At 64.5% G+C, this 24,371-nt stretch carries 27 protein-coding genes; 5 read left to right on the forward strand and 22 right to left on the reverse strand.

All coding sequences use genetic code 11. From position 1 onward, the window contains the following. Positions 1–40 precede the first annotated feature (40 nt). The 4 genes from ACFR99_RS16290 to ACFR99_RS16305 all read right to left on the reverse strand — a co-directional run bounded on the left by ACFR99_RS16290 (position 41) and on the right by ACFR99_RS16305 (position 2,438). Positions 41–460 carry an Hsp20/alpha crystallin family protein gene (locus ACFR99_RS16290; protein WP_390289467.1) on the reverse strand — a complete coding sequence of 140 codons (420 nt, stop codon included), beginning with the start codon at positions 458–460 and terminating at the stop codon, positions 41–43. A 58-nt stretch (positions 461–518) separates the two neighbouring features. Continuing rightward, positions 519–974: a peroxiredoxin gene (locus ACFR99_RS16295; RefSeq protein ID WP_390289470.1), complete on the reverse strand. Its 456-nt coding sequence runs from the start codon at positions 972–974 to the stop codon at positions 519–521. A gap of 174 nt (positions 975–1,148) precedes the next feature. Then, a complete protein-coding gene (gene pheA / locus ACFR99_RS16300) occupies positions 1,149–1,967 on the reverse strand; it encodes a prephenate dehydratase (protein ID WP_390289473.1) in 819 nt (272 codons plus the stop codon). Between the two features lie 162 nt (positions 1,968–2,129). Further along, positions 2,130–2,438: a non-histone chromosomal MC1 family protein gene (locus ACFR99_RS16305; RefSeq protein WP_138783141.1), complete on the reverse strand. Its 309-nt coding sequence runs from the start codon at positions 2,436–2,438 to the stop codon at positions 2,130–2,132. Positions 2,439–2,674: 236 nt separating this feature from the next. On the opposite strand from ACFR99_RS16305, the gene ACFR99_RS16310 reads away from it, so the two are divergent. Then, positions 2,675–2,872, forward strand: coding sequence for a hypothetical protein (locus tag ACFR99_RS16310; protein ID WP_008013187.1), 198 nt, complete (start codon positions 2,675–2,677; stop codon positions 2,870–2,872). Positions 2,873–3,098: 226 nt separating this feature from the next. Here ACFR99_RS16310 and pheT read toward each other — a convergent pair whose 3' ends face one another. From pheT to ACFR99_RS16385, 15 genes are all read right to left on the reverse strand, one after another. Then, positions 3,099–4,811, reverse strand: coding sequence for a phenylalanine--tRNA ligase subunit beta (gene pheT, locus ACFR99_RS16315; protein WP_390289478.1), 1,713 nt, complete (start codon positions 4,809–4,811; stop codon positions 3,099–3,101). Continuing rightward, positions 4,811–6,337, reverse strand: coding sequence for a phenylalanine--tRNA ligase subunit alpha (gene pheS / locus ACFR99_RS16320; protein ID WP_390289481.1), 1,527 nt, complete (start codon positions 6,335–6,337; stop codon positions 4,811–4,813). The genes pheT and pheS overlap by 1 nt, the downstream gene beginning before the upstream one ends. A gap of 136 nt (positions 6,338–6,473) precedes the next feature. Next, the gene (locus ACFR99_RS16325) at positions 6,474–6,626 is read right to left on the reverse strand and encodes a hypothetical protein (protein WP_390289484.1); all 153 of its coding nucleotides are present in this window, start codon (positions 6,624–6,626) and stop codon (positions 6,474–6,476) included. A gap of 94 nt (positions 6,627–6,720) precedes the next feature. Then, positions 6,721–7,986 (reverse strand): hypothetical protein, encoded by a 1,266-nt coding sequence (locus tag ACFR99_RS16330; protein WP_390289487.1) that lies wholly within the window; start codon positions 7,984–7,986, stop codon positions 6,721–6,723. 128 nt (positions 7,987–8,114) lie between these two features. Then, positions 8,115–9,695, reverse strand: coding sequence for a tryptophan--tRNA ligase (locus ACFR99_RS16335; protein WP_390289490.1), 1,581 nt, complete (start codon positions 9,693–9,695; stop codon positions 8,115–8,117). A 107-nt stretch (positions 9,696–9,802) separates the two neighbouring features. Beyond that, positions 9,803–10,858: a tRNA-intron lyase gene (gene endA, locus ACFR99_RS16340; RefSeq protein WP_390289493.1), complete on the reverse strand. Its 1,056-nt coding sequence runs from the start codon at positions 10,856–10,858 to the stop codon at positions 9,803–9,805. Between the two features lie 185 nt (positions 10,859–11,043). After that, complete coding sequence (locus ACFR99_RS16345) at positions 11,044–11,820, reverse strand: DUF91 domain-containing protein (protein WP_390289496.1); 777 nt, start codon at positions 11,818–11,820, stop codon at positions 11,044–11,046. 46 nt (positions 11,821–11,866) lie between these two features. Then, on the reverse strand, positions 11,867–12,097 hold the full coding sequence (locus ACFR99_RS16350) for an Lrp/AsnC family transcriptional regulator (protein WP_390289499.1): 231 nt from the start codon (positions 12,095–12,097) through the stop codon (positions 11,867–11,869). 69 nt (positions 12,098–12,166) lie between these two features. Beyond that, positions 12,167–12,856, reverse strand: a complete 690-nt coding sequence (locus ACFR99_RS16355; protein WP_390289501.1) for a hypothetical protein — start codon at positions 12,854–12,856, stop codon at positions 12,167–12,169. 163 nt (positions 12,857–13,019) lie between these two features. Next, entirely contained in the window at positions 13,020–14,141 is a 1,122-nt protein-coding gene (locus ACFR99_RS16360; protein WP_390289504.1) for a helix-turn-helix transcriptional regulator, read from the reverse strand. 115 nt (positions 14,142–14,256) lie between these two features. Beyond that, positions 14,257–14,502, reverse strand: a complete 246-nt coding sequence (locus ACFR99_RS16365; RefSeq protein ID WP_390289507.1) for a hypothetical protein — start codon at positions 14,500–14,502, stop codon at positions 14,257–14,259. A 105-nt stretch (positions 14,503–14,607) separates the two neighbouring features. Further along, positions 14,608–14,958, reverse strand: coding sequence for a hypothetical protein (locus ACFR99_RS16370; protein WP_390289510.1), 351 nt, complete (start codon positions 14,956–14,958; stop codon positions 14,608–14,610). Positions 14,959–15,046: 88 nt separating this feature from the next. Continuing rightward, positions 15,047–15,775, reverse strand: a complete 729-nt coding sequence (locus ACFR99_RS16375) for a DUF4382 domain-containing protein (RefSeq protein ID WP_390289513.1) — start codon at positions 15,773–15,775, stop codon at positions 15,047–15,049. 372 nt (positions 15,776–16,147) lie between these two features. Beyond that, positions 16,148–16,519, reverse strand: coding sequence for a hypothetical protein (locus tag ACFR99_RS16380; protein WP_390289516.1), 372 nt, complete (start codon positions 16,517–16,519; stop codon positions 16,148–16,150). A 10-nt stretch (positions 16,520–16,529) separates the two neighbouring features. Next, on the reverse strand, positions 16,530–17,099 hold the full coding sequence (locus tag ACFR99_RS16385; RefSeq protein ID WP_390289520.1) for a hypothetical protein: 570 nt from the start codon (positions 17,097–17,099) through the stop codon (positions 16,530–16,532). A gap of 366 nt (positions 17,100–17,465) precedes the next feature. On the opposite strand from ACFR99_RS16385, the gene ACFR99_RS16390 reads away from it, so the two are divergent. The 3 genes from ACFR99_RS16390 to ACFR99_RS16400 all read left to right on the forward strand — a co-directional run bounded on the left by ACFR99_RS16390 (position 17,466) and on the right by ACFR99_RS16400 (position 19,333). Beyond that, a complete protein-coding gene (locus tag ACFR99_RS16390; RefSeq protein WP_390289523.1) occupies positions 17,466–18,062 on the forward strand; it encodes a DJ-1/PfpI family protein in 597 nt (198 codons plus the stop codon). Between the two features lie 54 nt (positions 18,063–18,116). Continuing rightward, complete coding sequence (locus tag ACFR99_RS16395; protein ID WP_390289526.1) at positions 18,117–18,767, forward strand: HAD family hydrolase; 651 nt, start codon at positions 18,117–18,119, stop codon at positions 18,765–18,767. Positions 18,768–18,907: 140 nt separating this feature from the next. Beyond that, a complete protein-coding gene (locus tag ACFR99_RS16400) occupies positions 18,908–19,333 on the forward strand; it encodes a hypothetical protein (RefSeq protein WP_390289529.1) in 426 nt (141 codons plus the stop codon). Between the two features lie 139 nt (positions 19,334–19,472). Here ACFR99_RS16400 and ACFR99_RS16405 read toward each other — a convergent pair whose 3' ends face one another. The 3 genes from ACFR99_RS16405 to ACFR99_RS16415 form a co-directional block, all read right to left on the reverse strand. After that, the gene (locus ACFR99_RS16405) at positions 19,473–21,824 is read right to left on the reverse strand and encodes a DEAD/DEAH box helicase (RefSeq protein ID WP_390289531.1); all 2,352 of its coding nucleotides are present in this window, start codon (positions 21,822–21,824) and stop codon (positions 19,473–19,475) included. Positions 21,825–21,874: 50 nt separating this feature from the next. After that, complete coding sequence (locus tag ACFR99_RS16410; RefSeq protein WP_390289534.1) at positions 21,875–22,474, reverse strand: DUF7978 family protein; 600 nt, start codon at positions 22,472–22,474, stop codon at positions 21,875–21,877. A 74-nt stretch (positions 22,475–22,548) separates the two neighbouring features. Next, entirely contained in the window at positions 22,549–23,064 is a 516-nt protein-coding gene (locus ACFR99_RS16415) for a PH domain-containing protein (RefSeq protein WP_390291278.1), read from the reverse strand. A 209-nt stretch (positions 23,065–23,273) separates the two neighbouring features. On the opposite strand from ACFR99_RS16415, the gene lipA reads away from it, so the two are divergent. Continuing rightward, complete coding sequence (lipA, locus tag ACFR99_RS16420; protein ID WP_390289537.1) at positions 23,274–24,257, forward strand: lipoyl synthase; 984 nt, start codon at positions 23,274–23,276, stop codon at positions 24,255–24,257. The last annotated feature ends 114 nt before the right edge of the window (positions 24,258–24,371 follow it).

The raw sequence follows: 24,371 nt of genomic DNA on the forward strand, positions 1-24,371 counted from the left end.
TCGAAAACGAGTTTCCGGGAGCCGGCTTTCAGCGTGAAGCTTACTCAATATCGATCTGCTTCGAATCCTCGCCGCCCGACTCCTTCGGGAGGCGAACCGTTAGCACACCGTTTTCGAAGCCGGCGGCCACCCCGTCCTCGTCGACCGGTTCGGGGAGCCGAATCCGGCGATTCACCGAGGTTTCCGTCCGTTCGCGACGAATGTATCGCCCTTCGTCGAACTCACCTTCGTCGAACCGGTCGGCCTCGAGATGCAGCGTCCCGTCCGAGAGCGTCAGCTCGATGTCGTCGGTCTCGTAGCCGGGGAGGTCGGCCGTGACGACGTACTCCTCGTCGCGGTCGGCGACGTCGACCGGCACCGTCCCCGGAACCTGCAGCCCGCCGGCAGCCATCCCTTCTTCGACCTGTCGGCTCACGCGGTCGAGCAGTTCCTCTACTTCGTCGAACGGATTGCGTCGCATACTCGTATGTAGGTCCCCGACCGGGATAAATTCTGCCCGCAGAACGACGACAGAACGCTCACTCGGGAAGAGTCACGAGATCGTCCTCGAGGGCGTCGAGCAGGATCTCACGTGCGTGGCCGTCGGGATCGACGCCCTCGTAGACCGCCTGCACTTCGCCGTCGGCCAGCAGGAACGTCGTCCGCGCAGTCTTGCCGTTCCGAAGCTCGACGCCGAAGGCCGCAGCGATTTCGGCGTCGGGATCTGCGAGTAGATCGAACTCGAGGCCCTCCGATTCACAAAAGGACCGGTGGGAGTCGACGCCGTCAGTCGAGACACCGTAGACGTCGACGCCGGCGTCCGCGTAGGTCTCGCGCTCGCGCTGGAACTGGTTTGCCTCGACGGTACAGCCGGGCGTGTCGTCCTTCGGGTAGAAATAGAGGACCGTCGGCTCCGCGAACGCGAGGCTGACGGTCTCACCGTCCTGATTCGGTGCGGTCACGGCCGGCGCGTCATCGCCTGGGGCGAGTGGCATACCCGTGCTAGCGTGGGGTGTGAAAAACAGTTTGTGGTCAGTTACCGCGGCAACTGACAGAACGGCGTTGTCCCGATTCGATAACGGCTAATTCTGCCTACGCCGATCGCATTCGAGACTGGATTCGTCCTGCTGACAGCACAGCCGCTGAATAATCGGTTGGCCGCCGCCCTCTTACTCGACGACGTGTTCAGTGTCGTACGAGCCGAGCCGCCGGACCCAGCCGTTCTCGGCGAGCTCTTCGAGCTCCGCGATCGCTTCCTGGGTGCGCGACTCGTAGAGGCCAGCCTCGAAGTCGACGTGGAAAACGTAATCGCCCAGCCGCTGGCCACTCGGGCGCGATTCGACACGGGTCAGGTTGATATCGCGGTCCGCGAAGGGCTCGAGCAACTCGAGCAACAGTCCGGGGTAATTCGCGTTCGGATAGACCACCAGCGAGGTCTTGCCGCCGCCGGTCGAGCGCTCGTCGGCGGGCGCGAGTGCGAAAAACCGCGTCGCGTTCGAGTCCTGGTCCTGAATGTCCTCGGCCAGGACCTCGAGATCGACGCCGTCCTCGGCGTTGGCCGGGTGGCCGATCCCCGCGACCGACGGGTCATCGCGGGCGAACTCGACACCCTGGGCCGTGCTCGCGACGGCCTCGAGGGTTACGTCGGGGTACTCGCGCTCGAGATACGAGCGACACTGCGCCAGCGCCTGGGAGTGGCTGGCGATGGTGTCGAACTCCGGGCCCTGTGCGAGCAAGGCGTGGCGGATCGGAGTGACGATCTCACGGACGACGGCGACATCGTAGTCAGCGATGGCGTCGAGACTCTCGGTCACCGAGCCTTCGATGCTGTTTTCGATCGGGATGACGCCGCGGTCGTACTCGCCGGCGGCAACGGCGTCGACGATCGCCGTGACCGACTGTCGGAAATCGATCTCGCCATCATCAGCGATTGCACTCGTCGCCCGGTGCGAATAGGTTCCTTCGGGTCCCAGCGTAACTGCGTCCATTACGGGCAGATAGTGTAGTATGGGCCAAAAGACCGTCGGGTTTCGCAATATACTCGTCAACCTGCTGCTGTCGTCCGAGAGGACTGCGTCGGCTTCGGATACACATCGCAGGCGACACCGCTGGCAGCCGACCACACGAGAGATACCGACCGAGCGGACTGCCTACTCGTCTAAGTGTTCGATTCCCTTCTTCGAGACGTTCGCTTCCGTGATTTCGTCGGGCATCCAGTCCGGTTTGTCGCTTGGTGCCGTCTCCTCCCACGCCCAGCCGTCGTAGATGTGGACCTTGTCCGTCCCCTTCTCTCGCAACTTGAGTTCGACGCGTTCGGCCTCTTCCTCGCTTGAGCCCGGCTCGAGTCGTCGGGCCGCCTTGAGCGCGGCCTGACGGGGCGTGTTCCCGGAGAAGACACTCGATTCGTCACCGCCCGATTCGCGCAGTGCAAAGTTCCGTTTACCGTCTTCGCGTACCATGATTTTCGCCTCCGTGTCAAACGAGCACACGACTCGACATAAAGATATCCCCGAAAACCGACCGACTGCGTCGGTATCTTTAAGTACAGCGCGAACGCCACTCTCTCGCAGTATCTCCAGTCAGCGGCTGGCGCCGTGTCGTACTTCCCGTCTCAGCGCGCGGTGGCCGATCATTTGCCTGGGCGTCGAAAACACTTAAGTATATCCTACGGCGAAGTTCGGAATAGAATCCCGCGATGGTACGGAAAAAGAAGCTGAGTCCAAGCGGTGCGAAAGACGACGACGGCAACTATCACAACGTCCACCTCAATCTCCACGAGGATGAACTCGCAGTCGCGGGCATGGATATCGGCGACGAGGTCTTCGTCCGAGTCCGGGACGGCAAAATCATCATCCAAAAGGCTGACGAAGACGACGTTGAACACGAGTTCTAAAGAACGAAATTTTGCTCTGCGGTCTGTCACGCTGGCGCCAGCGTAGCTGCCGTCAGCGCGATGTCCCTCGACAAAATTTCGATCAAAAGCACTCCTCCTTCCTCTCCGCTCGCTTCGTTCGCTCCGAGTCAGTCGTCGGCCCGCTCGCTCGTTTCACTCGCTCGCGGTACAATCGATTAGACCGCGACCGCAAACTGCTTCTCGAACTCGAGAAAACCGCTTTCTCTTAGCGCAGCGCCTCGAGATCGAACTCGAAGGCCGACACCGGCACCTCGAGGTCGTGTTCGACGAGCACCTTCGGGTGGACCTCGCCGATCACGCCGACCTCCTCGCCATCGATGACGACGGCGGCGGTGCGACCGGAAATGAAGGTCGGATGCTCGATCGGCAGCGTCTCGAGGCTGACGTCGAAGTTACGCGCGAGCGCCTGGAGCCGTGCCTTGGCATCCTCGTAGCCGGCGTCGTGACTGGCGAGGACGGCCCCGACGCGGCGACCCTCCGCGACACCGGTGTTTTCGTCGTCATCGATTTCAGCGGCGAAACCGATCTCGGCGAGATCCTGTGGGTACGCGCGGTGGGTGTTTCGCTCGAGGACCATCAACAGCGAGGGCATGACCCAGGTCCGGAGCATGGTGAAGTCCTCGCTGTAGGGCTCTTTGATCGTCGCGGGCTCGCCGGCCCCGTAGACGTCCGCTCCCGGCTCGACGTCGAGCCGGTCGTAGTTCTCGTCCTCGCTGATCATGTGGAAGTTCAGGAGGTCCTCGAAGCCAAGTCCGACGAGTGACTCGCGGACCGCGCGCTCGAGGCGAGAGCGTTCGTGGCGGCCGCCGACGGTCCCCACGTCGGGATAGCGGGGCTCGAGGTCGTTGAAGCCGTAGGCCCGCCCGAGGTCGTCGATGATGTCCAGCGGGTGGAGCACGTCGACGCGATAGGGCGGGATCGTCACCTCGTAGACGAGGTCGCCGTCCTCGTTCTCTTCTTTTTCCGCTTCGAGACCCGACCGTTCGGCCAAGTCGATCACGTCGGCGGGGTCGAGGCCGATGCCGAGGATCGTCTCGATGCGGTCGTGGGCGACCGTCTTCGTCTTGGTCGAGAGATCGGGACGGACGACCTCGCTGTCGGGATACTCGACCGTCACCTCCTCGAGCGTAGCCCCGCGCGCCGCGAGCGCGTAGCAGACGATATTGAGCATCTTGTCGATCGTCCACTGGTCGGTGCCGGTCATCTCGACGAACAGATCACGCGAGTCCGTCGAAACCTCGGTTCGGCGGCCGTTGATCACCGGTGGGAACGAGAACAGCCCGATGTCGTCGTAGATCGCGGGGTAGCGCTCGTACTCGCTGACGAGATCGGCGTAGGTCTGGCCCGTCTGGTGAGTCTCGAGCACCTCCGCGGGCGTCATCTCCGCGTCGGAATCGAGCGGCACGAACCGGTCCTCGTCGGGTTCGACGCCGACGTACTCGATCGTCGGGTTGCCCTCCGTCGCGGGACTGCCCTTGAGCATCGTCAGATCGTGGATCCCGATTGCGCCTTTCGCGCGCTTGCGCCCCATCGTCGCGTGGAGTTTTTCCTGCAGTTGGATGAGCGACTCGAGGGCCTCCTCGTCGAGATCCACGTCACGGACAACCGCACCCGTGACGTACGGCCGCTCGTCGGGGACCGACTCGTCGACCTCGATCGTCCAGTCCGCCGAGTTCGGCGAGGGGACGTGGATTCCTCGCGCGTCACCGTACTGGTAGCGCATCGAGCGGGCAACACCTTCGACCGAGAGTCGGTCGAGTCGGTCGGGTGCGAACTCGAGTTCGAACGCCCCCTCCTCGGTGCGGCCCTCGAACTCGAGGCCGAGGCCGAACAGGTCCTCCTTCAGTTCCTCGTCGCCTTTCTCCTCGTGGCCGGTCAGGTCACGCAGTTCGTCGGGGTCGATATCGACCGTGGGCATCAGTAGGTCACCTCCGTCTCGCGCAGCAGTTCCAGGTCACACAGCGTTCCGTGGATGTCCCGGATGTCCTCGAAGCCGTACATCAGCATGAGCAGTCGCTCGAGCGCGAGTCCCCACGCCATCACGTCACACTCCACACCGAGAGGTTCTAACATCTCCTCGCGGAAGATGCCCGAGTTGCCGATCTCGACGAGTTCGCCGGTCGTCGGATGGGTGCCGAAGAGCTCGAAGCTCGGCTCCGTGTAGGGGTTGTAGTGGGGCTTGAACTGGATGTCCGTAATCCCGAACTGGGAGTAGAACTCCTCGAAGGTGCCCATCAGGTCGCGCACCGAGAGGTCCTCGGCCATCACCCAGCCCTCGATCTGGAAGAACTCCAGCAGGTGCGTCGGGTCGAGCGTGTCGTTACGATAGACCTTTTCGACGCTGAAATAGCGCTGTGGCGGCTCGAGGTCGCCGATCTCCTCGCCCGAGAGATACCGGGTCGACAGCGAGGTGGTGTGCCCGCGCAGGGCCAGCGCCCGCGCGAAGTCCTCGTCCCACGGCGAGTGATAGCCCTCGCCGTCCGGGCCGACGCCTTCCTTGTGGGCGCGCTCGACGCGGTCGACGAGGTCTTCGGGTAGCTCGTCGATGTGGGTCGGCTGCTCCAGGGCGAACCGGTCCCAGTGAGTCCGTGCCGGGTGGTCCTGGGGCATGAACAGGCAGTCGTTGATCCAGAAGTCCGCGTCGACGTGAGGGCCTTCCATCTCCTGAAAGCCCATCCCCACGAGAACGTCCTTGACACGTTCGGCGGTCTGGCGTAGGATGTGGACCTTGCCGCCCTCGAACTGTTCGGCATCGGCTTCGACGTTGTACTCGGCGAACTCGACGTCCTCCCACTCACCACTGGTGAGCAGTTCGGGGGTGACCTGGCCGACCGTCTCGGCGGTCTCGATCCCCGCCATCAGCTCCGTGACGGCGAGTTCGGTCAGCGTCACCTCGCGAACCGTCGACTCCGTTCGCTCGAGCAGACCGCGGCGCTCGAGCTGGTCCAGCGTATCCGCGTCGACGTCGACGCTATCGACCGGCGCGTCGTCGACGTCGGCGAGTGCCGCGAGCGCGTTCGCTTCGGCGTCAGCATCGGGCTCTGCGTCGGAATCAGCGGTGATCTCGCCGCTGTCGATGACGCCGTAGCCCTTGCGCGCGTAGTTCGAGAGCGCGATGTCGACCGCGCCGCCCTCGAGCCCCGACGCACCGATGACCTGTCCCATCGAGACGGGATCGGCGTCGGCCCCGGCCTCGAGTGCGGCCTCGTAGAGCCGGATCTCGGGGAGTTTCTCGTCGGCGTACTCACGTCCTTCGTCGGTGAGCGCGACCGTTTCGTCGACGCGTTCGCTGACGGCGACCAGCCCCTCGTCCTCGAGTTCGAAGACGGCCCCAGTGACGGTCTCGGGGGGGAGATCGGTCGCCGCGGCGAGGGCATCGACGGACGTTGCCTCGTCCGCACTCGCGGTCTCAAGGACCGCGACCTGTTGTTCTGGAAGTTGCATTCGCTTGTTTGGATGGCTGCGTGTTGGTCAGTTAGCGGTTCCGATACTGCTCAGGGGTGGCCCCCGATAGCGGCGTCGGACGGTCGGTTTCGCCACGGACATCCGGTGTGGACGCTCGTGGATCCACCGGCCCGGCTCACCGGGCGAAAAAGAAGTCGAATCCCGGGTGTAGTCGCTGTGGCTGCTCGCCGACACCGGAACACGCACGCCGTTCGCGTTCCGAACCCTGTCTCGATCTCCCCGACAGGACACCGGCACACGCACGTCGGCCGCGGGATTCGAGTGCCATATCCGGGATGATTCGCGAGCGGGCTAAAAACGTTGTGATACGCGTCAGCATACCGTTCGGCATCCGTCCGCCGGCCGCGGCCGCCTGCGGGCCGTCATCCGTTTGGGACACGCGTCGTCTCGAGCGAGCCGGAATCGACCCACTCGAACCCTGCTTCTTCGGCGGCGGCCGTCGCCTCGGGGATCGCCGCGGGGTCGAACTCGTCAGTGAATTCGATGCGGACCTCCTCGGATTCGGTGGCAGGCAGTTCGGGGAGGAAATCGTCGTCCTCGAGCAATCCCCGCACTGAAACGGCCCCGCCGGCGTCGAGTGCGGCCCCAAGCGCACGATACCGGTCGTCTTCGGACCCACAGTCGACGTTGGTTCCGAACGAGTCGTTCGTGACGCGGGCGGTCTGGCTGGATCCCGAGAGCGTACCGAAGTCGTCGGTATCGGTTGACTGACTGTCCTGACGCGAGCCCCCGAATGTGCCCGCATCACCGGACGTCGTCGATGCAGGTGTCGTTTCAGCGGACCGGCTGTCAGCGCCATCGCGTTGTCGCGAGATTGCAGGGCTGCCGCGCAGTTCGAAGCCGTCGATCTCGCTCGAGTCGGCGGATACCGACGCTGCATCCGAACCAGTCGACGGCTCCGCTTCGTCGATGAGCGAGTCGACGCCCTCGTCCTCGTTTCGGGTGGCCGTCCCACGAGCGTCCCGCTCGAGCGCCCATGGCGGCCACGGCTCGCCGTCTCCCGATCCGATCGTGTCGCCAGCTTTCGCGTCGGGGACGTACGCCGCGAGGCCGTGGTCGGGACACAGCGGCCGCTCGCCGATCTCGAGTCGCGAGCCGTAGTGATCGTGGAGTCGCTCGAGTTCGGTTTCATCGATCAGCGCGGCCCGCCAGCGGTCGATACCGGTCGAGAGGAGGACGAACCGCGCGTCGGTTCCCGCGAAGACGGCGTCGTTGATCGTCCACAGGACAGCCGGGAGGTTGTCGTCCCCAAGCGGTGTGTCGGGATACGTGACGGTCGTCTCGCGGCGGCGGTCGTGGCGGTCGGCCGCAGTGAGTACCAGTCCGTCACGGGTGGGAGAGACGGACAGCGACCAGCCGATCGCCTCGAAGACGGCGACGAGTTCGGACTCGAGGTCGGCCGTCGAGTACCGGGCCGGGCAGGCGAGCCCGCGCTCGCTCCGGGTAATGGTCCGGCGAAGCACCGTCGTCCGGTCGACGCCCGCCGCGAGCGCGTCGGCGAGCGCCGTCTCGAGAGAGCCATCGCTGGCCGGTGCGTGGTCGAGGTCCGCCGGTGTGACGCCGAACGCACCGAGAACGTCAGCGGAGGCCAGTAGGTCGTCGTCCGACGGGCGGAGGGACCGACCCATCAGTACTGCGTCGTTTCACGAACAACCGTATATAGCTTCGTCAGACACCACCTCCCCGCGCCGTTCGTACTCGAAAAACGGTCGATCGCGCGTCGGTGGAGCCGCTGCCGGCAGCCGGGTCGGTCGTGCTAGCGACGCCGCGGCGACTCGAGTTCGATGTCGACGTCCTCGAGTAGCTCCTCGACTTCGTCACGTTTCTCCTGGTGCTCCTCGAGGAACTCCCGCATCAACTGCGCCGCCTGTTCCTTGCAGTCGCCACAGAGGCGTTCGCCGCCGACACACTCGTCGTAGACGCGTTTGGCGAACTCGTCGTCGTCGCCGGACAGCAGGTAGGCGTAGAGTTCGTAGACGGGACACTCGTCGGCCTTGCCGCCTTTCTCGCGCTGTTCTTCGGCGGTCTCGCGGCCGCCGGTAGTCGCCGCCTTGACCTTGTCGTAGCCGTCCTGGGGATCGTCCAGCAGCGAGATGTGGGAAGCGGGGATCGAGGAGGACATCTTGCCACCGGTCAGTCCGGTCATGAACCGGTGATAGATCGACGACGGTGGCTGGAAGCCGTAGCCGCCGGTGTCGACTTCGACCTCGCGGGCGAGTTCCTCGGCCTCGGCGAGGTCGATCTCGAAGGCGTCGACGTGGTTCTCGTAGACCCGCTTTTCGCCGTCGATGGCGTCGATCAGCGCGTCGAACGCCTCGTCGGTCGCCCGCCGGTCGAAAAAGCGCGTGCGGGGTCGGATCGGCTCCATGCCCGCCTCGTTCAGCTTCGTCAAGACCGAACTCAGCGTATCAGCGTCAACCGCAAGATCCGACAGCGGCGTCTCCTCGAGCGCCTCGGCGACGTGGACACACCGGAGCGTGTCGTCGTCGAACTCGGCAGGATCGAGTCGCTCGTAGAAGTCGGCGACCAGGTCCCGTTCGGCGGGGTCGAGTTCGAAGCTGGCGTAGGCCTCGCTCACCTTGAAAAAGCGCATCCGTTCGGCGAGGTCCCGCGCGAGTCGGACGTGGGGATCCTGGTCGGGACCGACGGGGATGACCGTGGGTTTGGGCTCCTCGAGTTGCGGATAGAGGATGTCGGCCATCTGGGTGACGACCGACTGCATGTGCGAAACGTCGGTCTCGCCGTCGAAGCCATAGATCGCCTGGAGTTCCGAGAAGTTGGCCTCCGCGCCCAGTTCGAACGCCAGGTCCTGTAGCTCGCGGTTTTCGGACTGGCGGTAGAGCGTGCCCTCCTCGAGGTCGAAACCGAGCGCGAGCAGCGAGAGTAGGTAATCACGAGCGTGCTCGTCGATTTCGTCCCAGCTCATCCCGCGGGCCGAGTTGGCCTCGAGATCGGCGATCAGGGCGTAGGCGTCGGCCCCCTGTTGCTGGTGCCAGATGATCTCGTCGAAGACCAGTTTGTGGCCGATGTGGGGGTCGCCAGTGGGCATAAAGCCCGAGAGGACGGCCGCGGGCTCGTCGTTCTGGAGTGCCCGCGCGACCGGCCGGTAGTCACGGTGTCCGAAAATGACGCCTCGGCGCATCAGATAGTGCGGGTTCGGTACCTCTTCGAGCACTTCGTCGAACTCCTCGATCCCGAACTCCTCGAAGAGTTTGCGGTAGTCGGAGACGCTCGAGGATCCCCAGGGGTCCAGCGCAACATCGTCGGCACCTGCGGCCCCTCCGTCAGTCAGCGGTTCCCCTGACTCGGACTCCTCGAGTGGGTCGTCTCCGGTCATTACCTGCGCTTTGGCGCGCCAGCGCGCAAAAGCCTTCGGCTTCGACTCGAGGGAGATGCCAGTATTACTGACCGCCGCGGGCAGCGAATGGTTCGCTTTCAGTTCCGTTATGGCGTCAGCCGCTCGAGCGACCACCACTCGATTCCGTCGGCGTCGTCCACCAGCGCGAACACCATCGTCTTCCGGACGCCGTGGGCGAGTCGGACGTCCAGCGCCAGATCGCGCGGCTCGAAGACGTAATCTGACGGATGCACCCGCACGAGCAACTCGGAGTGACCGAGGTTTTCGACGGACTCGACGTCGGCGTACGTCCGGAAGTCCGCCCCGAACTTGTAGCCCGTCTTGGGGACGACGTCACGCTCCCGGAGCTCGGTATAGACGGTCAGCCGCCGATCGAACCGCTCACCTTCGACCTCGCGGCCCCGCTCGCGGACCGTCGCGGGATCGAGGTCGATCGCTCCACGTTCGGCGAGGTAGGCCGCCTCGAGCAGCGAACACTGCAACGTCGGTTCGTCGTACTCCCGGCCCTCGAGCGGTTGGCCGTAAAACGTCCGCTCGTAGAGTTCGAGCGGCGGCTCCCAGACGACGACCCGGTCGGCGAGCAAGTCGGCCTCGCAGCTATCGGGCAACGTTACGTCGGTACCCGACGTGCCGGCCGGATCACGACGGCCGATCTTGAAGTAGGTGATCTCGCTTTCTTCGTCGACGACTGCCAGCACGCCTTCTCGGAGCTCGCTGGCGGGAACGTCGGTTCGCTCGCCGATAACCCGCAGGGCGTATTCGATCTCGCCGTCGCGAGGCCCCTTCCCACGCGGGAAGACCGCGAAGTCGGCCTCGCCACCGGGCGGGTTCGGAACCCACGGCTCGGCGGCCGGCGAGAGATAGAAGCCACGTGAGCGCAGATCCGCGTAGACCAGAAACCGCACGTCGAAGTTCTCGCCGGGCTCGCGCGCGACGAACTCCCGGAAGGAGAGGCGCTCGCCGCGTTCGTCGACCACCGCCTCGAGGTCGCCCCGATACAGCAGGTGGGCCGCCTCGACGGGTGCGAGGGCGATCTCGTTGCCCTCGAGTGGATAGCCGTACCCCCGCGAGTCGTGATACCGCTGACGTGCGTCGCCGCCGACGCGGACGACGCCGTCGTCGAACCGCCCCTCGAGTGTCATAGCGGGTGTTGGGCGGCCGCGACTAAGGGGCTGCGGATCGATTCCCGTTCGTCACTCGTGAGCCGGTTTGGGTCGGATCGCCAAATGCAACTATCTTGAAAACCCCTTTCATCCCACCCCCGCAGCGGCGGCTGGTCGGGCGACTATCGCGTGGTGACTGATCCGGTGTCGGTATCGACTGGTGATCAGTCGTCAGCGGCGGACTCGGCCGTAACCGTCCCCTCGAGCGCACGCTCACAGGTCGCGTCGAGACACCGGATGCCGCTTGCGGTTTCGAAGGTCGGGAGGCCACAGCCACACTCGCCGTCGACGACGCCCGCGGGGACGGCAAAGCCAGTGTCACAGTCCGGATAGTGCTCGCAGCCGGCGATGAGGCCACCACGTCGGAGGATCCGGAGGTCGCCGTCACAATTGGGTTCCGGACACGACCACTCGCGGTCGAAGGCCTCGCGGACCGCCGCATCGAGGGACTCACAATTTCGATCGAGACAGACGTTGAACGCCAGGCCGCGCTCGACGCGCATCTTGGGGAGACCACAGTCACAGTCACACTGGTCGTCGCGGATCGTCGCGTCGGCCGGCACGCCGTACCGGTCGCCACAGCCCACGCAGTGGACGCCGCTCGAGCGCACGAGCGCGCCACCGCAGTCCGGACACGTCCCGACGGGCGTGCCGGCCGCGGACGACGGGTAGTGGGCAAAGCCGTCCTGGTCGTGAGCGGCGAGCCGGAGCGTCTGGGTGTCCTTTTTCGCGACGAGCGTGAAGCCGTCTCGGCGATCGCTCGAGACGCTATCGGCACGGGTCAGCCACGCGACGGGCTGGTAGCCGTCGATGTCATGGACGAGAACGGTGTTGTCGGGTTTGACGATCGTCGTCACCCGACCGCGATACTCCTGGCGGTCGTCACCCTCGGCGATGACGGTACAGTCACCCGCGAGAACGCGGATCGCATCGTCGATCATGGGCGGTCTGGCCGCGGCTTCGTATGTAAACCCGCGGACGGCAGCCTCAGTCGATACAGATGTACGTTCGTGTCGTTCCGACGCCCTCGAGCGGGCGAATCGTGTCCGTGACCGTCTCGAGGAGGTCGCGGGGGTCGTCGCCCGTCAGCTCGACGATGACGTCGAAATCGCCCGCGATGGCGTATACCTCCACGATACCCTCTGCATCGTGCAGTGATTGACACACGTCATCGGTGGTTCCAGCCGCGGTATCGAGCATCGCATACGCGTCGACCATCCCACCGAACTACGGTATCAGGAACCAAAAAACAGGAGTGCGGTCACGCTCGCGAGACGAACAGCGGTATCAGTCCTCGCTCGATGGGCCGGTAGTTCCGTTCCGGCTATCCGTGCGCTCGTTGGGACCCTGCTCGGAAGGTTCACGAGCCTCTCGACCGTCGCCGATCGGCTGGCCAACGTCGTTGCCGGTAATCGAGCGAGCGACCGACGCGGTGTCGGACCCTCCGAGTTCGTCCGCCCGGTCACGCAGCGTTCGGATCGATTCGACATCGACGCCGCGTTCGTCGAGCGCCTCGGGGGGTAACTCGGCTGCCGTCGTCTCGACGGCTGCAACCTGTCGTTCGACGGTTCGCAGTTCGGCGACGGTCGTCGCGACTTCGGCGCGATAGCGGCCCTCGCTTATGTCGCCGGCCTCACGGGACTCGTTCAAGCGCTCGAGTCTGGCCTCGAGTTCTTCGAGGCGAGTCTGGCTCTCCGTGAATTGCTCGTCAACGACGGCCGCTTTCGTCTCGTTCGTCTCGGCGGCGGCGATCCTGACGCCGAACGCTCGTTCCGACACGTCGCCGTCGATCTCGGCGTTCTGAACGCCGATGGCGGCGCTGAACTGTTCGCCGGGCTTGATCGATTCGGTCCCACCGTCCGCTCCGGGATCGTCCTGTACAGTCCCACTCGAGACGACACCCGCCGCAGCGATGGGAACTGCGACCATCGCAACGGCGAGGATCGCTGTCAGTGTGATCGAGGTGGTTCGGTTCATTGCTCGTTGGTTGTGTTCATGAGGTGATATACCCTCGAGACGATGACGTGGATTCAACGACGGTTAACGCCGTTCAACGCCGTTTTCGATCCGGTGCCGTCTGTCGATTTCGTCGGATATCGCCGTGTCGTACTCGGCGGTCGGTTCGCGTGGCGTATTCGTGTCATTCTGCGCTGTCACTGTTGGGGTCCGCCATGGGGTCGTCCGCATCGGGCAACGAGAGCACGTTCTCGCGACCGAGGCGGAACGACTCGAGTTCCCCCTCCTCGCGCAGTCCGCTGACCACCTTGCTGGTCTTTGCGTCGGTCCAGCCGAGTTCCTCGACGACAGCCTGCTGTTTCATCCGGCCGCCGTTGTCCCTGACGAGTCGGAGGACCTGCTCTTCGTTGCTGAGGAGATCCATATCGGGTCTGCCGGTCGCACTCGAGCCAGCCGATTCGTCGGTCGTCTCCGCCGACGCCGCGGAGCTGGATCCGGGGTCGGATGCACGATCCGACTCCCCGTCTCCGTCGGTCGTCGGCCCCACCGCCGACGTCCGGTTCCGGTACCACCACGCGCCGACAGCGCCGAGTCCGATTGTAGCGACCACGACGCCTGCGATCGTCGTCGTACTGAGTCCGCTTCCACCAGCAGTAACGACGACGCGCGGCTCGCCAGAGACGAAGTCGGTCTCGCCGCCATACCAGATCACCGCGTGCTCGCGGGCGTCGTCGGGGTCGGGTGTCACCGACGTTCGCTCGTAGCCCTCGGGCCACTCGACCAGCAGTCGCGTTCCCTCGTCCAGGTAGATCCCCTCGATAGCATCGCCCGCTCGGAGTTCGTCGCCCTCGACGGCGGCGAACCCGTGCCAGCGGAACGTGTACCTGACGACGCCGTACTCGCGAGCGAACGACTGGCGCTCAGTCTCGACGGCGAACCCGTCGGCGGACATCTCGCGTCCCGTGGCGTCGCTCGCCGTGGTAACGGTGTCGTTCATCCGTTCAGCAAAGGTCTGGGTGTGGCTCTCCGGATCGTCTCGGATGTCGTCTCGCAACGATTCGAACGCCGTCGTGCTCTCGTTGTCGTCCAGCTGGACCCAGAACTCGAGAGTCCATTCTGCGGTGCCGTTCGGCTGGAGCGCGACGTCCATCTGGACCTCGTCTGCGTCGATCCCGTCCTGCTGGAGTGCAAACGGACTCGAGCGCGCCTGTCCGGTGTCCGTCGATCCGGCAGCGGCGGCAATCGGTCCCGTTCCGGTGAGGAGTACCGCGACGACCACGACCGTCACGCCGACGCGACCGTTCATACGAGTCGGTACTTGCCACATCGCTTAAAGCATACGAAAGTCGTAGAACCGGGTTTCTCGTCCTGTTCCGGCTCTATACGCCGGATTTTATAGGGGACTAGTCAATTTAAAATCACTATCCACCACCGCTCGATTCGACCGTGTCACCACCGGGGGCAAGGGTTCGAACGGCCTCGCCGAGTGACTCGAGCGCACCGCTAACGAAGTCGGATATCGTCTCGAGGATATCGGAGACGAACTCCGGGACCGGTTCCGGCAGGTCGTCCGGTGGGCCATCGGCTGGCTGTGCCGTCACGGTTCCCATCGTACCGACGAGGAGTGAGAGTCCGATCGCGATCGTGAGTAGCGTTCGTCGTTGCATCACGATCGGACGATAGACGGTCACCACAATCAACTGGTCAGTCCGTGAGCCCGATTTGAGTCGATTTGTGCTGAATGTCGATCGGTTTCGGCGGGCCGGGAACCGCTACACGCCGGGGACGCCGAACGCGCCGACGCCGAGCCGGAAGACGGCGTTAAGTACGAACAGGATGACGAGCGCAGCGAGCCAGGCGACGAGCCCGATGGCCGCGGCCGTCCCCCAGCCGCCGGGGTAGCGCCAGTTGATGACCCAGATCCAGGCGATCAGCGCCAGTATCGGACCGAGCAGCGGGACCCACGACGTGAGCGCCCACGCGATCGCGCCGAGGAGGGCCGTGACGAGCGCGTGTGAATAGTCGTCGACGTCGACGACGACCCTCGCACTGACGAAGATCGCCAGCCCACCGACGAGGAGGGCAACGAGGAATGCGACGAGCGGGCCGATGAGTGGTACCATCGTTACCTATTCTCCGTTAGAACGGATATAGCTCGGGTATCGCTGCCGAGTCGGTCCTGACGTGCGCTCGTCCGAAGAGACACGGTGATCACGCATCGGTCTCTGACCCGTTGGTATCGTTGCTGGTTTCGGTAGTCTCGTTGGCCTCGTCCTCCTCGTCCTCGTAGACGACTCGCGTTCCCTGGGCGACCGGCTGCAGGAGATAGCGATCCTGCTGTCCCCGGCGAACGGGCGTGAAGTCGCCGACGAACGTGGTCCGTTGATCCGGCCGAACCTCGAAGCGCTTGGTGAACTGCAGCGGTGCGTTTCCGGGCGTTGACACCTCCACGTCGCCGCCCTCTTTCAGTTCGCCCGCTACGTCGGAGACGTCGAGCTGGAGGAACTCGTACTCCTGAGCCGTCAGTTCACGCTCGTCGATCAGCTGCGTGTTGTCTCCCTGCAGGTCGACGAGGTCCGCCTCCTGTGGCTCGTCGAATTCGTGGTACTCCCTGTCCTCGCTCTCGTCGACGTCCGCGTCGTCCTCGGCGGTGTCGTTGTCGGTTTCGGTATCGTTCTCCTCGTCGCCAGTGGTATCGTCCTCGTCGCCTTCGTCCTCGTTGTACGGTTTGACCCAGATTCCCTGGATCGTCACCACACAGGAGTCGAAGTCGGCGATATCGCCGGGCTGGTCGGTGACCATCGTGCCGAGCGTCCCTGTTTCGGCGTCGCCGCCACCGTTCCCTCCGAGACAGCCACTGAGACCAACGGTACTGCCAGCGGCAACACCGCTCGTTAGCTTGAGATAGTCGCGTCGTCCGACGGTATCGATTGGATTCATTGGGACTGGAGACAACCACTGTCGACAGATATACCCCGCAGACGGTTACTCCGATTTTCCGACCGTTCATTCCGTTTGTTCCGTCGAAAATCACCTCTCTGGGAGTGCTACGGATCGACCAGCTGCCAACCAGTTGTGGCTTCGAAAACGGATCGTTCGACGGGATAATCCAGGACGGACACGCCGACAGGAATCGTGTGAGGGAGGGAAGCGTCAGCGTGAGTAGCGTCGTGAAGGACGCGTCAGCGGGCGAGGGCGTCAATGGAGGGGCGCGCCAGTGGGGACGCGAGTCATACAACTCCTGTCAGTCAGTACCGGCGCACCCGCATAACGGGTTGCGGGTGCGCCGGTAAACAGTGACAGGAGATCGTATCAGGCACCCGGCACGCCGAGTGCCGAGACCGAGCCGATACCAACCAACTCGAGGGCCGCGAGGACGACGACTGCAGCCGTCCAGGCGACGACACCGACCCCGGCGGACCGCAGCCAGCCGAGCCGGTAGCGCCACCTGACGATCGCAACCCACGCGAGCAGCGCCAACAGCCCGCCGAGCAACGGCACCTGCTCGAGGACGGCCCAGACTAACGCCCCGAGCAACGCAGTCAGCACCGCGTGGGCGTAGTCTCGAGCGTCCGCGACGACGTGGGTGCCGACGTGGAGGGCCACACCGCCGACCAGCAGACTCACGGCGAACGCCAGCAGCCGATCTTCGATGCCAAGCGACGGCGGCGCTGGTGTTGGCATGGCGTGTCAGTTAGGCATCGGACTGCGTGTCGTCCGACTCGGTCTGTTCGTCGGTCTGCTCGTCGTCAGTCTGCTCGTCGTCAGTCTGCTCGTCGGACTGCATGTCATCCGACTCGGTCTGCTCGTCATCGGATTGCTCGTCGTTAGTCTCGTCTTCGCTGGCATCGTCCGCCTCGTCGCTCTCGTCTGCGTTCTCGTCACCCGGCGTCACCGCGCTGATCGCGTCGCCGAGGGAGGTCTCGAGGTCACCGCTCAGGAACGACGAAATCCGATCGTGGACCGTGGAGACGTGGTCAGGAACCTGAGCTGGGAGGTCGACGTTCGGTCCCTGTCCGTTGCGTTCGTCGGCGGCACCGTTCCCGTTGCGTTCGTCGGCAGCGGCACCGTTCTCGTTGCGTTCGGTAGCAGCGTTTTCGCTTCGATCGTCGTGGTCGGTCGCGTGCTGTGGTTCGCTCTCCGCGTGGTCGTCGGTACTATCCGCGCCCGTGTCGACGGGTGCGTTTCCGGGTGCCGCGGCGGCGAATCCGGTCGCCATGATCAGTACTGCGAACACAGCAGCGATGAGCGTCGTTCGTTTCATAGCTTGCAACCGATACTCGGTGGCCGGACCGACTTGAAGGGGGATCGTCGTGAACACGCTTTTCGGGAGTTTGAAGCCATTTAACCGACGTTTTCGTCGGTTTGTGGCCCGTTCAACGCGGATCGGACGGGGGCGTCACCGGGACACCCAGTGAGCCAGGACGTGGCGACGCAGCCGAGCGAATCGACGCGGCACACGCTATCGCGGGCCGACTCGCGGACCCGCCTCGCATCACTATCGTACCGACCGAAACGGTTTCCACATCGATCGCGTCGCCGTCGTGCGATCGAGGTGACACTGAGGTGCAGTTGGTACTGGAGCCAGCGTGGACACAACGGCTTTGCCCAGTACCGTCGACGATGGGGTATGGTCGACCTGACCGCCGAAATCGTGCTGTTCGACGGCTTCGACGAACTCGACGCGATCGGCCCCTACGAAGTGTTTCAGAACGGTTCCCAGGCCGGCGCATCGCTCGAGACGCGACTGGTCACGCTCGCAGAGACGGATCTCGTAACGGCGAGTCACGACCTTCGGGTCGAACCGGACGGGACGCTCGGTGACCCGGATCTGTTGCTCGTCCCCGGCGGTGGCTGGACGACTGCCAATCGCGGCGTTCGCGCAGCTATCGAGGACGACGTCCTGCCGGCGGCGATCGACGACTGCGCTACCGCTGGCGCAACTGTCGCCTCGGTCTGTACCGGCGCGATGGTGCTGGCCGAAGCCGGGCTCCTCGAGGGACGGCCGGCGACGACTCATCAGGTCGCCGTCGACGACCTCGAGTCCCACGTCGCGGACGTGGTCGACGCGCGCGTCGTCGACGACGGGGATGTCCTCACCGCCGGCGGCGTTACCGCGGGGATCGATCTGGCGCTGTGGCTGCTCGAGCGCGAATTCGGCGCGGAGATCGCGACAGCGGTCGAGACGGAGATGGAACACGAACGACGCGGCGAGGTCGTCCGATAACCACACTGCTGCGTGCCAAACGGCTATACGGGCCGGTCGACTACCCCGGCGTACATGACTGCTGTGCTGTTCGATATGGATGGCGTCGTCGTCAACAGCGAAGACTTCTGGGTCGACTTCCAGCGCGAGGAGATCCTGCCGGCCGCCGTTCCCGACGCGGACGTCGCCGTCACCGAGACGAGTGGCATGAATTTCCGCGAGATCTACGACTACCTCGAGGCCGAGTACGGGACCACTATCTCTCGCGAGGAGTTCATCCAGCGCTTCAACGCGGCTGCCGAGGAGATCTACACCGAGCGCGCCACCCTCCTCGATAACCTGCCCGAGTTGCTCGCCGAGCTGGACGCTCGCGGCGTGCCGACGGCGCTCGTCTCGTCGTCACCCCACGACTGGATCGGCATGGTCCTCGAGCGATTCGCCCTCGAGGACTCGTTCGACCGTGTCGTCAGTGCCGACGATATCGACGCCGCGAGCAAGCCCGAACCGGATGTCTTCGAGTACGCCGCGGGCGAACTCGGCGTTCCCGCCGCCGACTGCGTCGCCGTCGAGGACTCGGCAAACGGGATCGAGGCGGCCGCGCGAGCAGCCATGACCGTCGTCGCCTACCGGATCGACGCCCACGGCGACATCGATCGCTCCTCTGCGGACGTGATCGTCGATTCACCCGCGGAGCTTCGCGAACGGGTGCTCGAGTTGACCACGTAGCAGTAAACGGAATCCCAGCGTTCGTTCTACAGGGGAGATTACACGGCACTCTGGACTGGATTGACTGATAAGTAGATCTCTGAATAGATCGAATCCATCGATCACAGAACATATTTATTAGTAAACAGCTAAAGAGTGATATGAAGAGACGCCGGTTTCTTGCGCTTGCCTCGAGCGGTGGCATGGGTGCCACGGCAGGCTGTCTATCTCTTGGTGGAGAGACATACGCAACGTTGCAGAGGCTGGATTTGACAAATCCACGTAGAGAGCCTGTCACGGTGGACGTTAGAATAGACCGGGAAGATACTGATGAAGTCGCATATCTGGAAACCCATGAGATTCTGACGGACCCAAACATGGTGACACTCGATTGCGTCTGGCCGGATGCACCCGTGACGGTGATGGTCCGACAGATGGATGGGAACTGGAATCGCCTCACGACCTCAGACTATGAAGACTGTCTGGGTGTTGTAGCCGAGATCCGCAACGATCGCCCGTCATTCGTGACGCATACTGCGGAGTGTCCGATTCGTACCGCTGCTTGTCACACCGACGTGGCAGAGTAACCATTCGAGAGACGATACTGACTGAGCGGGTTTTGAGAGGTGTGTATTTGACCTGAACGTACCGTTCATCAGATTGCGACACCGGAGTTATGCGAAGACTTCTACGAAGCAGTAACGGAGCCGCCGTCAGGGGTCGTCGCTACCGGACCTCGACCGTCCGGGTCGCTTCGACCGGCACCAGCGGCTCCTCGGGGAAGGCGACGCTGACGGTGAACTCGAGTTCGTCTTCGTCGGCACCGAAGACGCCCACTGGCACGGTTTCCGTGTCGCGCAAGTAGGTATTCGTGCTCGTCATTTCGACCCCATTGACGGTCACGCGGATGCCGGCACGGGCAGGTTCGCCGACGTTGCGGACCGTGACCTCGCAGACCTCGTTCTCGCCGGTCACGATGGCATCGGGGAACTGCCCCCACTCGAGGTCGATCGCGGGCAGCGACTGTGCGCCCTCGTAGACCCCCTCGGCGACGCCCTCCGTGAGACCCGCGTCGACGAGGCCCGCGACGCCCGCGTCGACCACGTCGCCGGGGGTCGACAGCCCCTCTGTCGCTAACTTGCTCGCGCGACCCGGGCCGACGCCGTCGATGGCGGTGAGTCCGACCGCGTCCTCGGCGACGCCGTTCTCGATGCGGGCCTCGACTCGCCGCGCGAGGTTGGCGGCGTGGGGACCGACGAAGCGATCGAGAAACGCCTCGAGCGCCGAGACGAGCCGCGTGGCGTTTTGACGGATGACCCAGGCGTCGCTGCGCAGTTCTGCGGGCGTCGAGCCACTGGCCGCACCCCGAAGGATCGCGAGCACCTTCCGTTGGCCCGCCTCGAGGTCGCCGGTCTCCTCGCCGACCAGCACCGCGTTGATCGCGTCGCGTTCGTCCTGGCGGGCCGAGACGGAATCGAATTCTTCGGCGGTCGCGATCGTCTCGAGAATGTCGCTGGTCGCGAGCCCGTCCGATTCAGCCCGGTCGCAGAGGGCTGCGAAGTGCGCCGCCGTATCGAGCCGGAGATAGTACTTCGACGTGAGCACGCCAAGCGGCGTCGCCTCGATCGAGAGGTCCTCGCCGGTCTCGACGAACCCTCGGTTGACCAGCCCCTCGAGACAATCTCGGACCCGCTCGCGCAGATTCGGGAAGTCGTAGTCGTCGGGTTTGGACTGCCCGCGGACGTAGTAGAAGGTCGTCTCGAGCCAGTCCATCACGTCCTCGAGGTCAGTGATGGTGCCCATCGCGATTTCGGCGTTGAGATGGGTCGCCAAGCTCTCGGCGAGGCGAGATTCGATCTCTTTCCCGTCGCGAAGCAGTCGGCGGTACTTGTCGGCCTCCGCCGTATCGCAGACTACCCAGCCGTAGCCGATGTCGTCGTACCCCGGTCGGCCCGCGCGGCCGAGCATCTGCAGCACGTCTAAGGGGCTCATGTCGATCTCGCCCTCGAGGGGGTCGTGCAGTTTCGTATCGCGGATCACGACGCACCGCGCGGGCAGGTTGACCCCCCAGGCAAGCGTCGAGGTCGAAAAGAGGAGTTCGACGTGGCCCTTCTTGAACCACTCCTCGACGAGGTCGCGGTCGTTCTTCGAGAGGCCAGCGTGGTGGAAGGCGACGCCGTCGAGCACGGAATTTCGAAGCGTGTCGTTCTCGAGGGCTTTCGATTCGGTATGGAAATCGTAGTCACCACGTGCACCCATCGGAATATCGCGTTCGGCGATCTCGTCTCTGGCCTTTTTGGCGGCCTGGACGGTGTCCTGACGGGACGACACGAACACGAGCGCCTGACCGTCTTCCCGGAGGTGCGGTTCCGCGAGATCGAGCGCTCGATACAGGCGTCGGTACTTGTCCGCGAAAGAGTTCTCGCCGTGCGTGTAGGTCTTGACGCCCGCGTTGAGGTCGACTGGGCGGTACTCCTCGCCGAACTCGAAGGTCGTCTCCTCGGGTGCGTCGAGCCACGCCGCCACGTCGTCGACGTTCGGCATCGTCGCCGACAGTGCGACGACCCGAGGGTCACAGAGCCGGCGCAGCCGGGAGATCGTCACCTCGAGGACCGAGCCCCGTCGATCCGCATCCAGCAGGTGGACTTCGTCGATCACGCAGACGTCGACGTCGGTGACGAAGTCGTACCGCCTGGAGTCGTGTTTCCGGGTCGCCGAGTCGAGCTTTTCGGGGGTCATCACGAGGATGTCCGCCCGGCGCGCGCGTCGAGGGTTCAGGTCGCGCTCGCCGGTGACGACGTACACCGAGTAATCCAGTTCCTCGAAGCGGTCCCAGTCGTCTTCCTTCTCGTTCGTCAGGGCTCGCATCGGGGCGATAAACAATGCCGTGCCGCCGTCGGCGAGCGCCTTACAGATCGCTAGCTCAGCGAGCGCCGTCTTTCCCGACGCCGTCGGCGCGCTCGCGACCACGTTCTCGTCGGACTCGAGTAATGCGGGCAGGGCTTCGCGTTGCATCCGGTTGAACTCCTCGAACGCGAACGCGTCGGCGAACTCCGGGAGAACCTCGGCGACCTCCATCACACAGAAACGAGGTGTGACAGGTCAAAGGCGTTTCCTTCGAGTCCAACCTATCGCGTGGCGACGGCAGCGGCGATCGCGGCCCCGGCAGTCGCGAACACAAGCGGATACAACACGCCGCCGAGGACGATCGCTGGCAGGAGCGCCGGTGCGATCGAACTGCTCGCTTCGATACCGAGCGCGGACGTTTCGGTGGTCGATTCAGTGGCGAGGGCTCCGAGACCCATGACCACGGCGTAGCCGATCGTCACCGGCGCGCCGACGACGACGGCCTCGCCGAGGTCCGACACGTCCCACCGGACGGCCAGCAGTGCACCGGCCGCGAACAACACGACCGGCGGCACCACGTACAGCAGGGTCGCGCTCGCAGTGTCCGATTGAGCGATCAGATCGAGCGTACTCATCCCGGCAAACGAGCCGATTTGGCCGCTGACCTCGACGCCGACCATGTGGGCCTCGTAGAAGAACCAGGCGACCGCTTTCCACTCGGCGACGTTGTCGCCGACGGCCTCGCGGACCTCACTGGCGACCAGCAGGTACGTCAGGAGATAGCCGATCGCGGCGGCGAAGACGCCGAGCCCAGCACTCGCTGCGACACTCGAGCGTTGTGAAACCGTCGACTCTTCGGAGGGAGACAGCTGTGGGGACATCGTCCCGTCCCGATGGCGGTTCGCACAATGAGCGTTGTGGTTTCTCGGATGCCCGGGGTCCCACGGGCCGCCAGTCAGATCGTCGATCCGTCAGTCATGACGGCCTCGAGCTGGTCGCTGAGCCGGCTGCTCGCCTCCTCCGGACGGGGGACACGTTCGAAGGTTAGCTCCGGCTCGCCCGAGCCGGCGGTGTAGACCGTCAGATCGCCGTAGCCGAGCAGGCGGCCGAGCCCGCTCTGACTGAGGCTGGTGTTCTGGACACGCTCGAGGCGAAACTGGGTGACGTCTCTCGAGACGATTCCGCGTTTCTTGTAGAGCTCCGAGGAGGTGATGACGTAGCGGGTGTTCGTCCAGACGAGATAGCGGGCGAACGCGACGGCCACGCCGACAGCGATCAGACCGAGACCGAGGATCGCCAGGAGGCCGACGCCGTCGATCGCGCCCCACCCCGCGACGAAGAGGCCGCCGAGCGCGAGCGCGAGTGCGATCGGCAGCCCGGAGCCCATCGTGATCGGATGAGGCCGGCTCTCCCAGACGATGTCCTCGTCCTCGCTGATGTGAAACCAGTCGGGTGTCGAGCCGAAGGCCATCGAAACCGAGTAGTCCATTGCCGTCCGTAAAGCTGTCGGCGGAATGGGGTGGTTAACGGCTCTGACGGAGGGATTCAGTCGATTTGGCGCTCCATACCGATGTCGTCATCACGGGTTGGCGGCCAGCCACGTCACCTGCCGGCACAGCCGGTCGTCGGACCGGGGCGGCGACCGACATGGTTTTTCACTGCGCGGTCCCATGACATACTATGAGCCGCGCGCGCAAACCTGACTGGCTGAAGAGCCGTCCGCCATCGGGACGGGAGTTCGCCGGCATCCGGGAGACGCTGCGGGACCACGGACTCCACACCGTCTGCGAGGAGGCCAACTGTCCGAACTTAGGCGAGTGTTGGTCCGGCCGCTCCAAAGCCGGCGACGTGGACGGCACCGGCAGTCAGGACCGCGGTGGCACGGCGACGTTCATGCTAATGGGCGATCGCTGCTCTCGAGCCTGCAATTTCTGTGACGTGCAAACGGGCGGGATGGAGCCACTCGACCCCGACGAGCCCGAAAACGTCGCGAGCGCGATCGCCGAGATCGGCCTGGATTACGTCGTGCTGACCAGCGTCGACCGCGACGACCTCCTCGATCAGGGCGCGGGCCACTTCGCGGAGACGATCCGCGAAATCAAGGCTCGCCATCCCGGTATCCTCGTCGAGGTGCTGATCCCTGACTTCCAGGGCGAGGAACACCTCGTCCGGAAGATCATCGACGCCGAACCGGACGTGATCGCCCACAACGTCGAGACCGTCGAACGGCTGCAGTTCCCCGTCCGAGACCGGCGTGCGGGCTACGAACAGAGCCTCTCGGTGCTCGAGCAGGTCGAGCGCGAATCCGACATTTATACCAAGACCTCGATCATGCTCGGGCACGGCGAGTACGACCACGAGGTCTATCAGACCTTGGCGGACCTGCGCGAGCGCGGCGTCGACATCGTCACGCTGGGCCAGTACCTGCGGCCCTCGAGAAATCACCTCGAGGTCCAGCGCTACGACCACCCGGACAAGTACGAGACGTGGCGTCGTGTCGCCGAAGAGGAACTGGGGTTCCTCTACTGTGCGAGCGGCCCGATGGTGCGGTCGTCGTACAAGGCCGGCGAACTGTTCGTCGACGCCGTCTTGCGGGAGGGCAAAAGCGTCGCGGAGGCACGAGCCGACGCGCGTCGGACACAGCCACAGCAGACCGAGACCTGAGACGGACTTCTCATACGGACTCCTGTCAGTCAGTACCGGTGCAATCGCGACCGTCCTGCGGTCGCACCTGTAAATCGGTACAGCAGACCGTATCAGTCAGTGCCAGCGCATCCG

The organism is Haloarchaeobius amylolyticus, assembly GCF_042678045.1.
GTDB lineage: Archaea > Halobacteriota > Halobacteria > Halobacteriales > Natrialbaceae > Natrinema > Natrinema amylolyticus_A.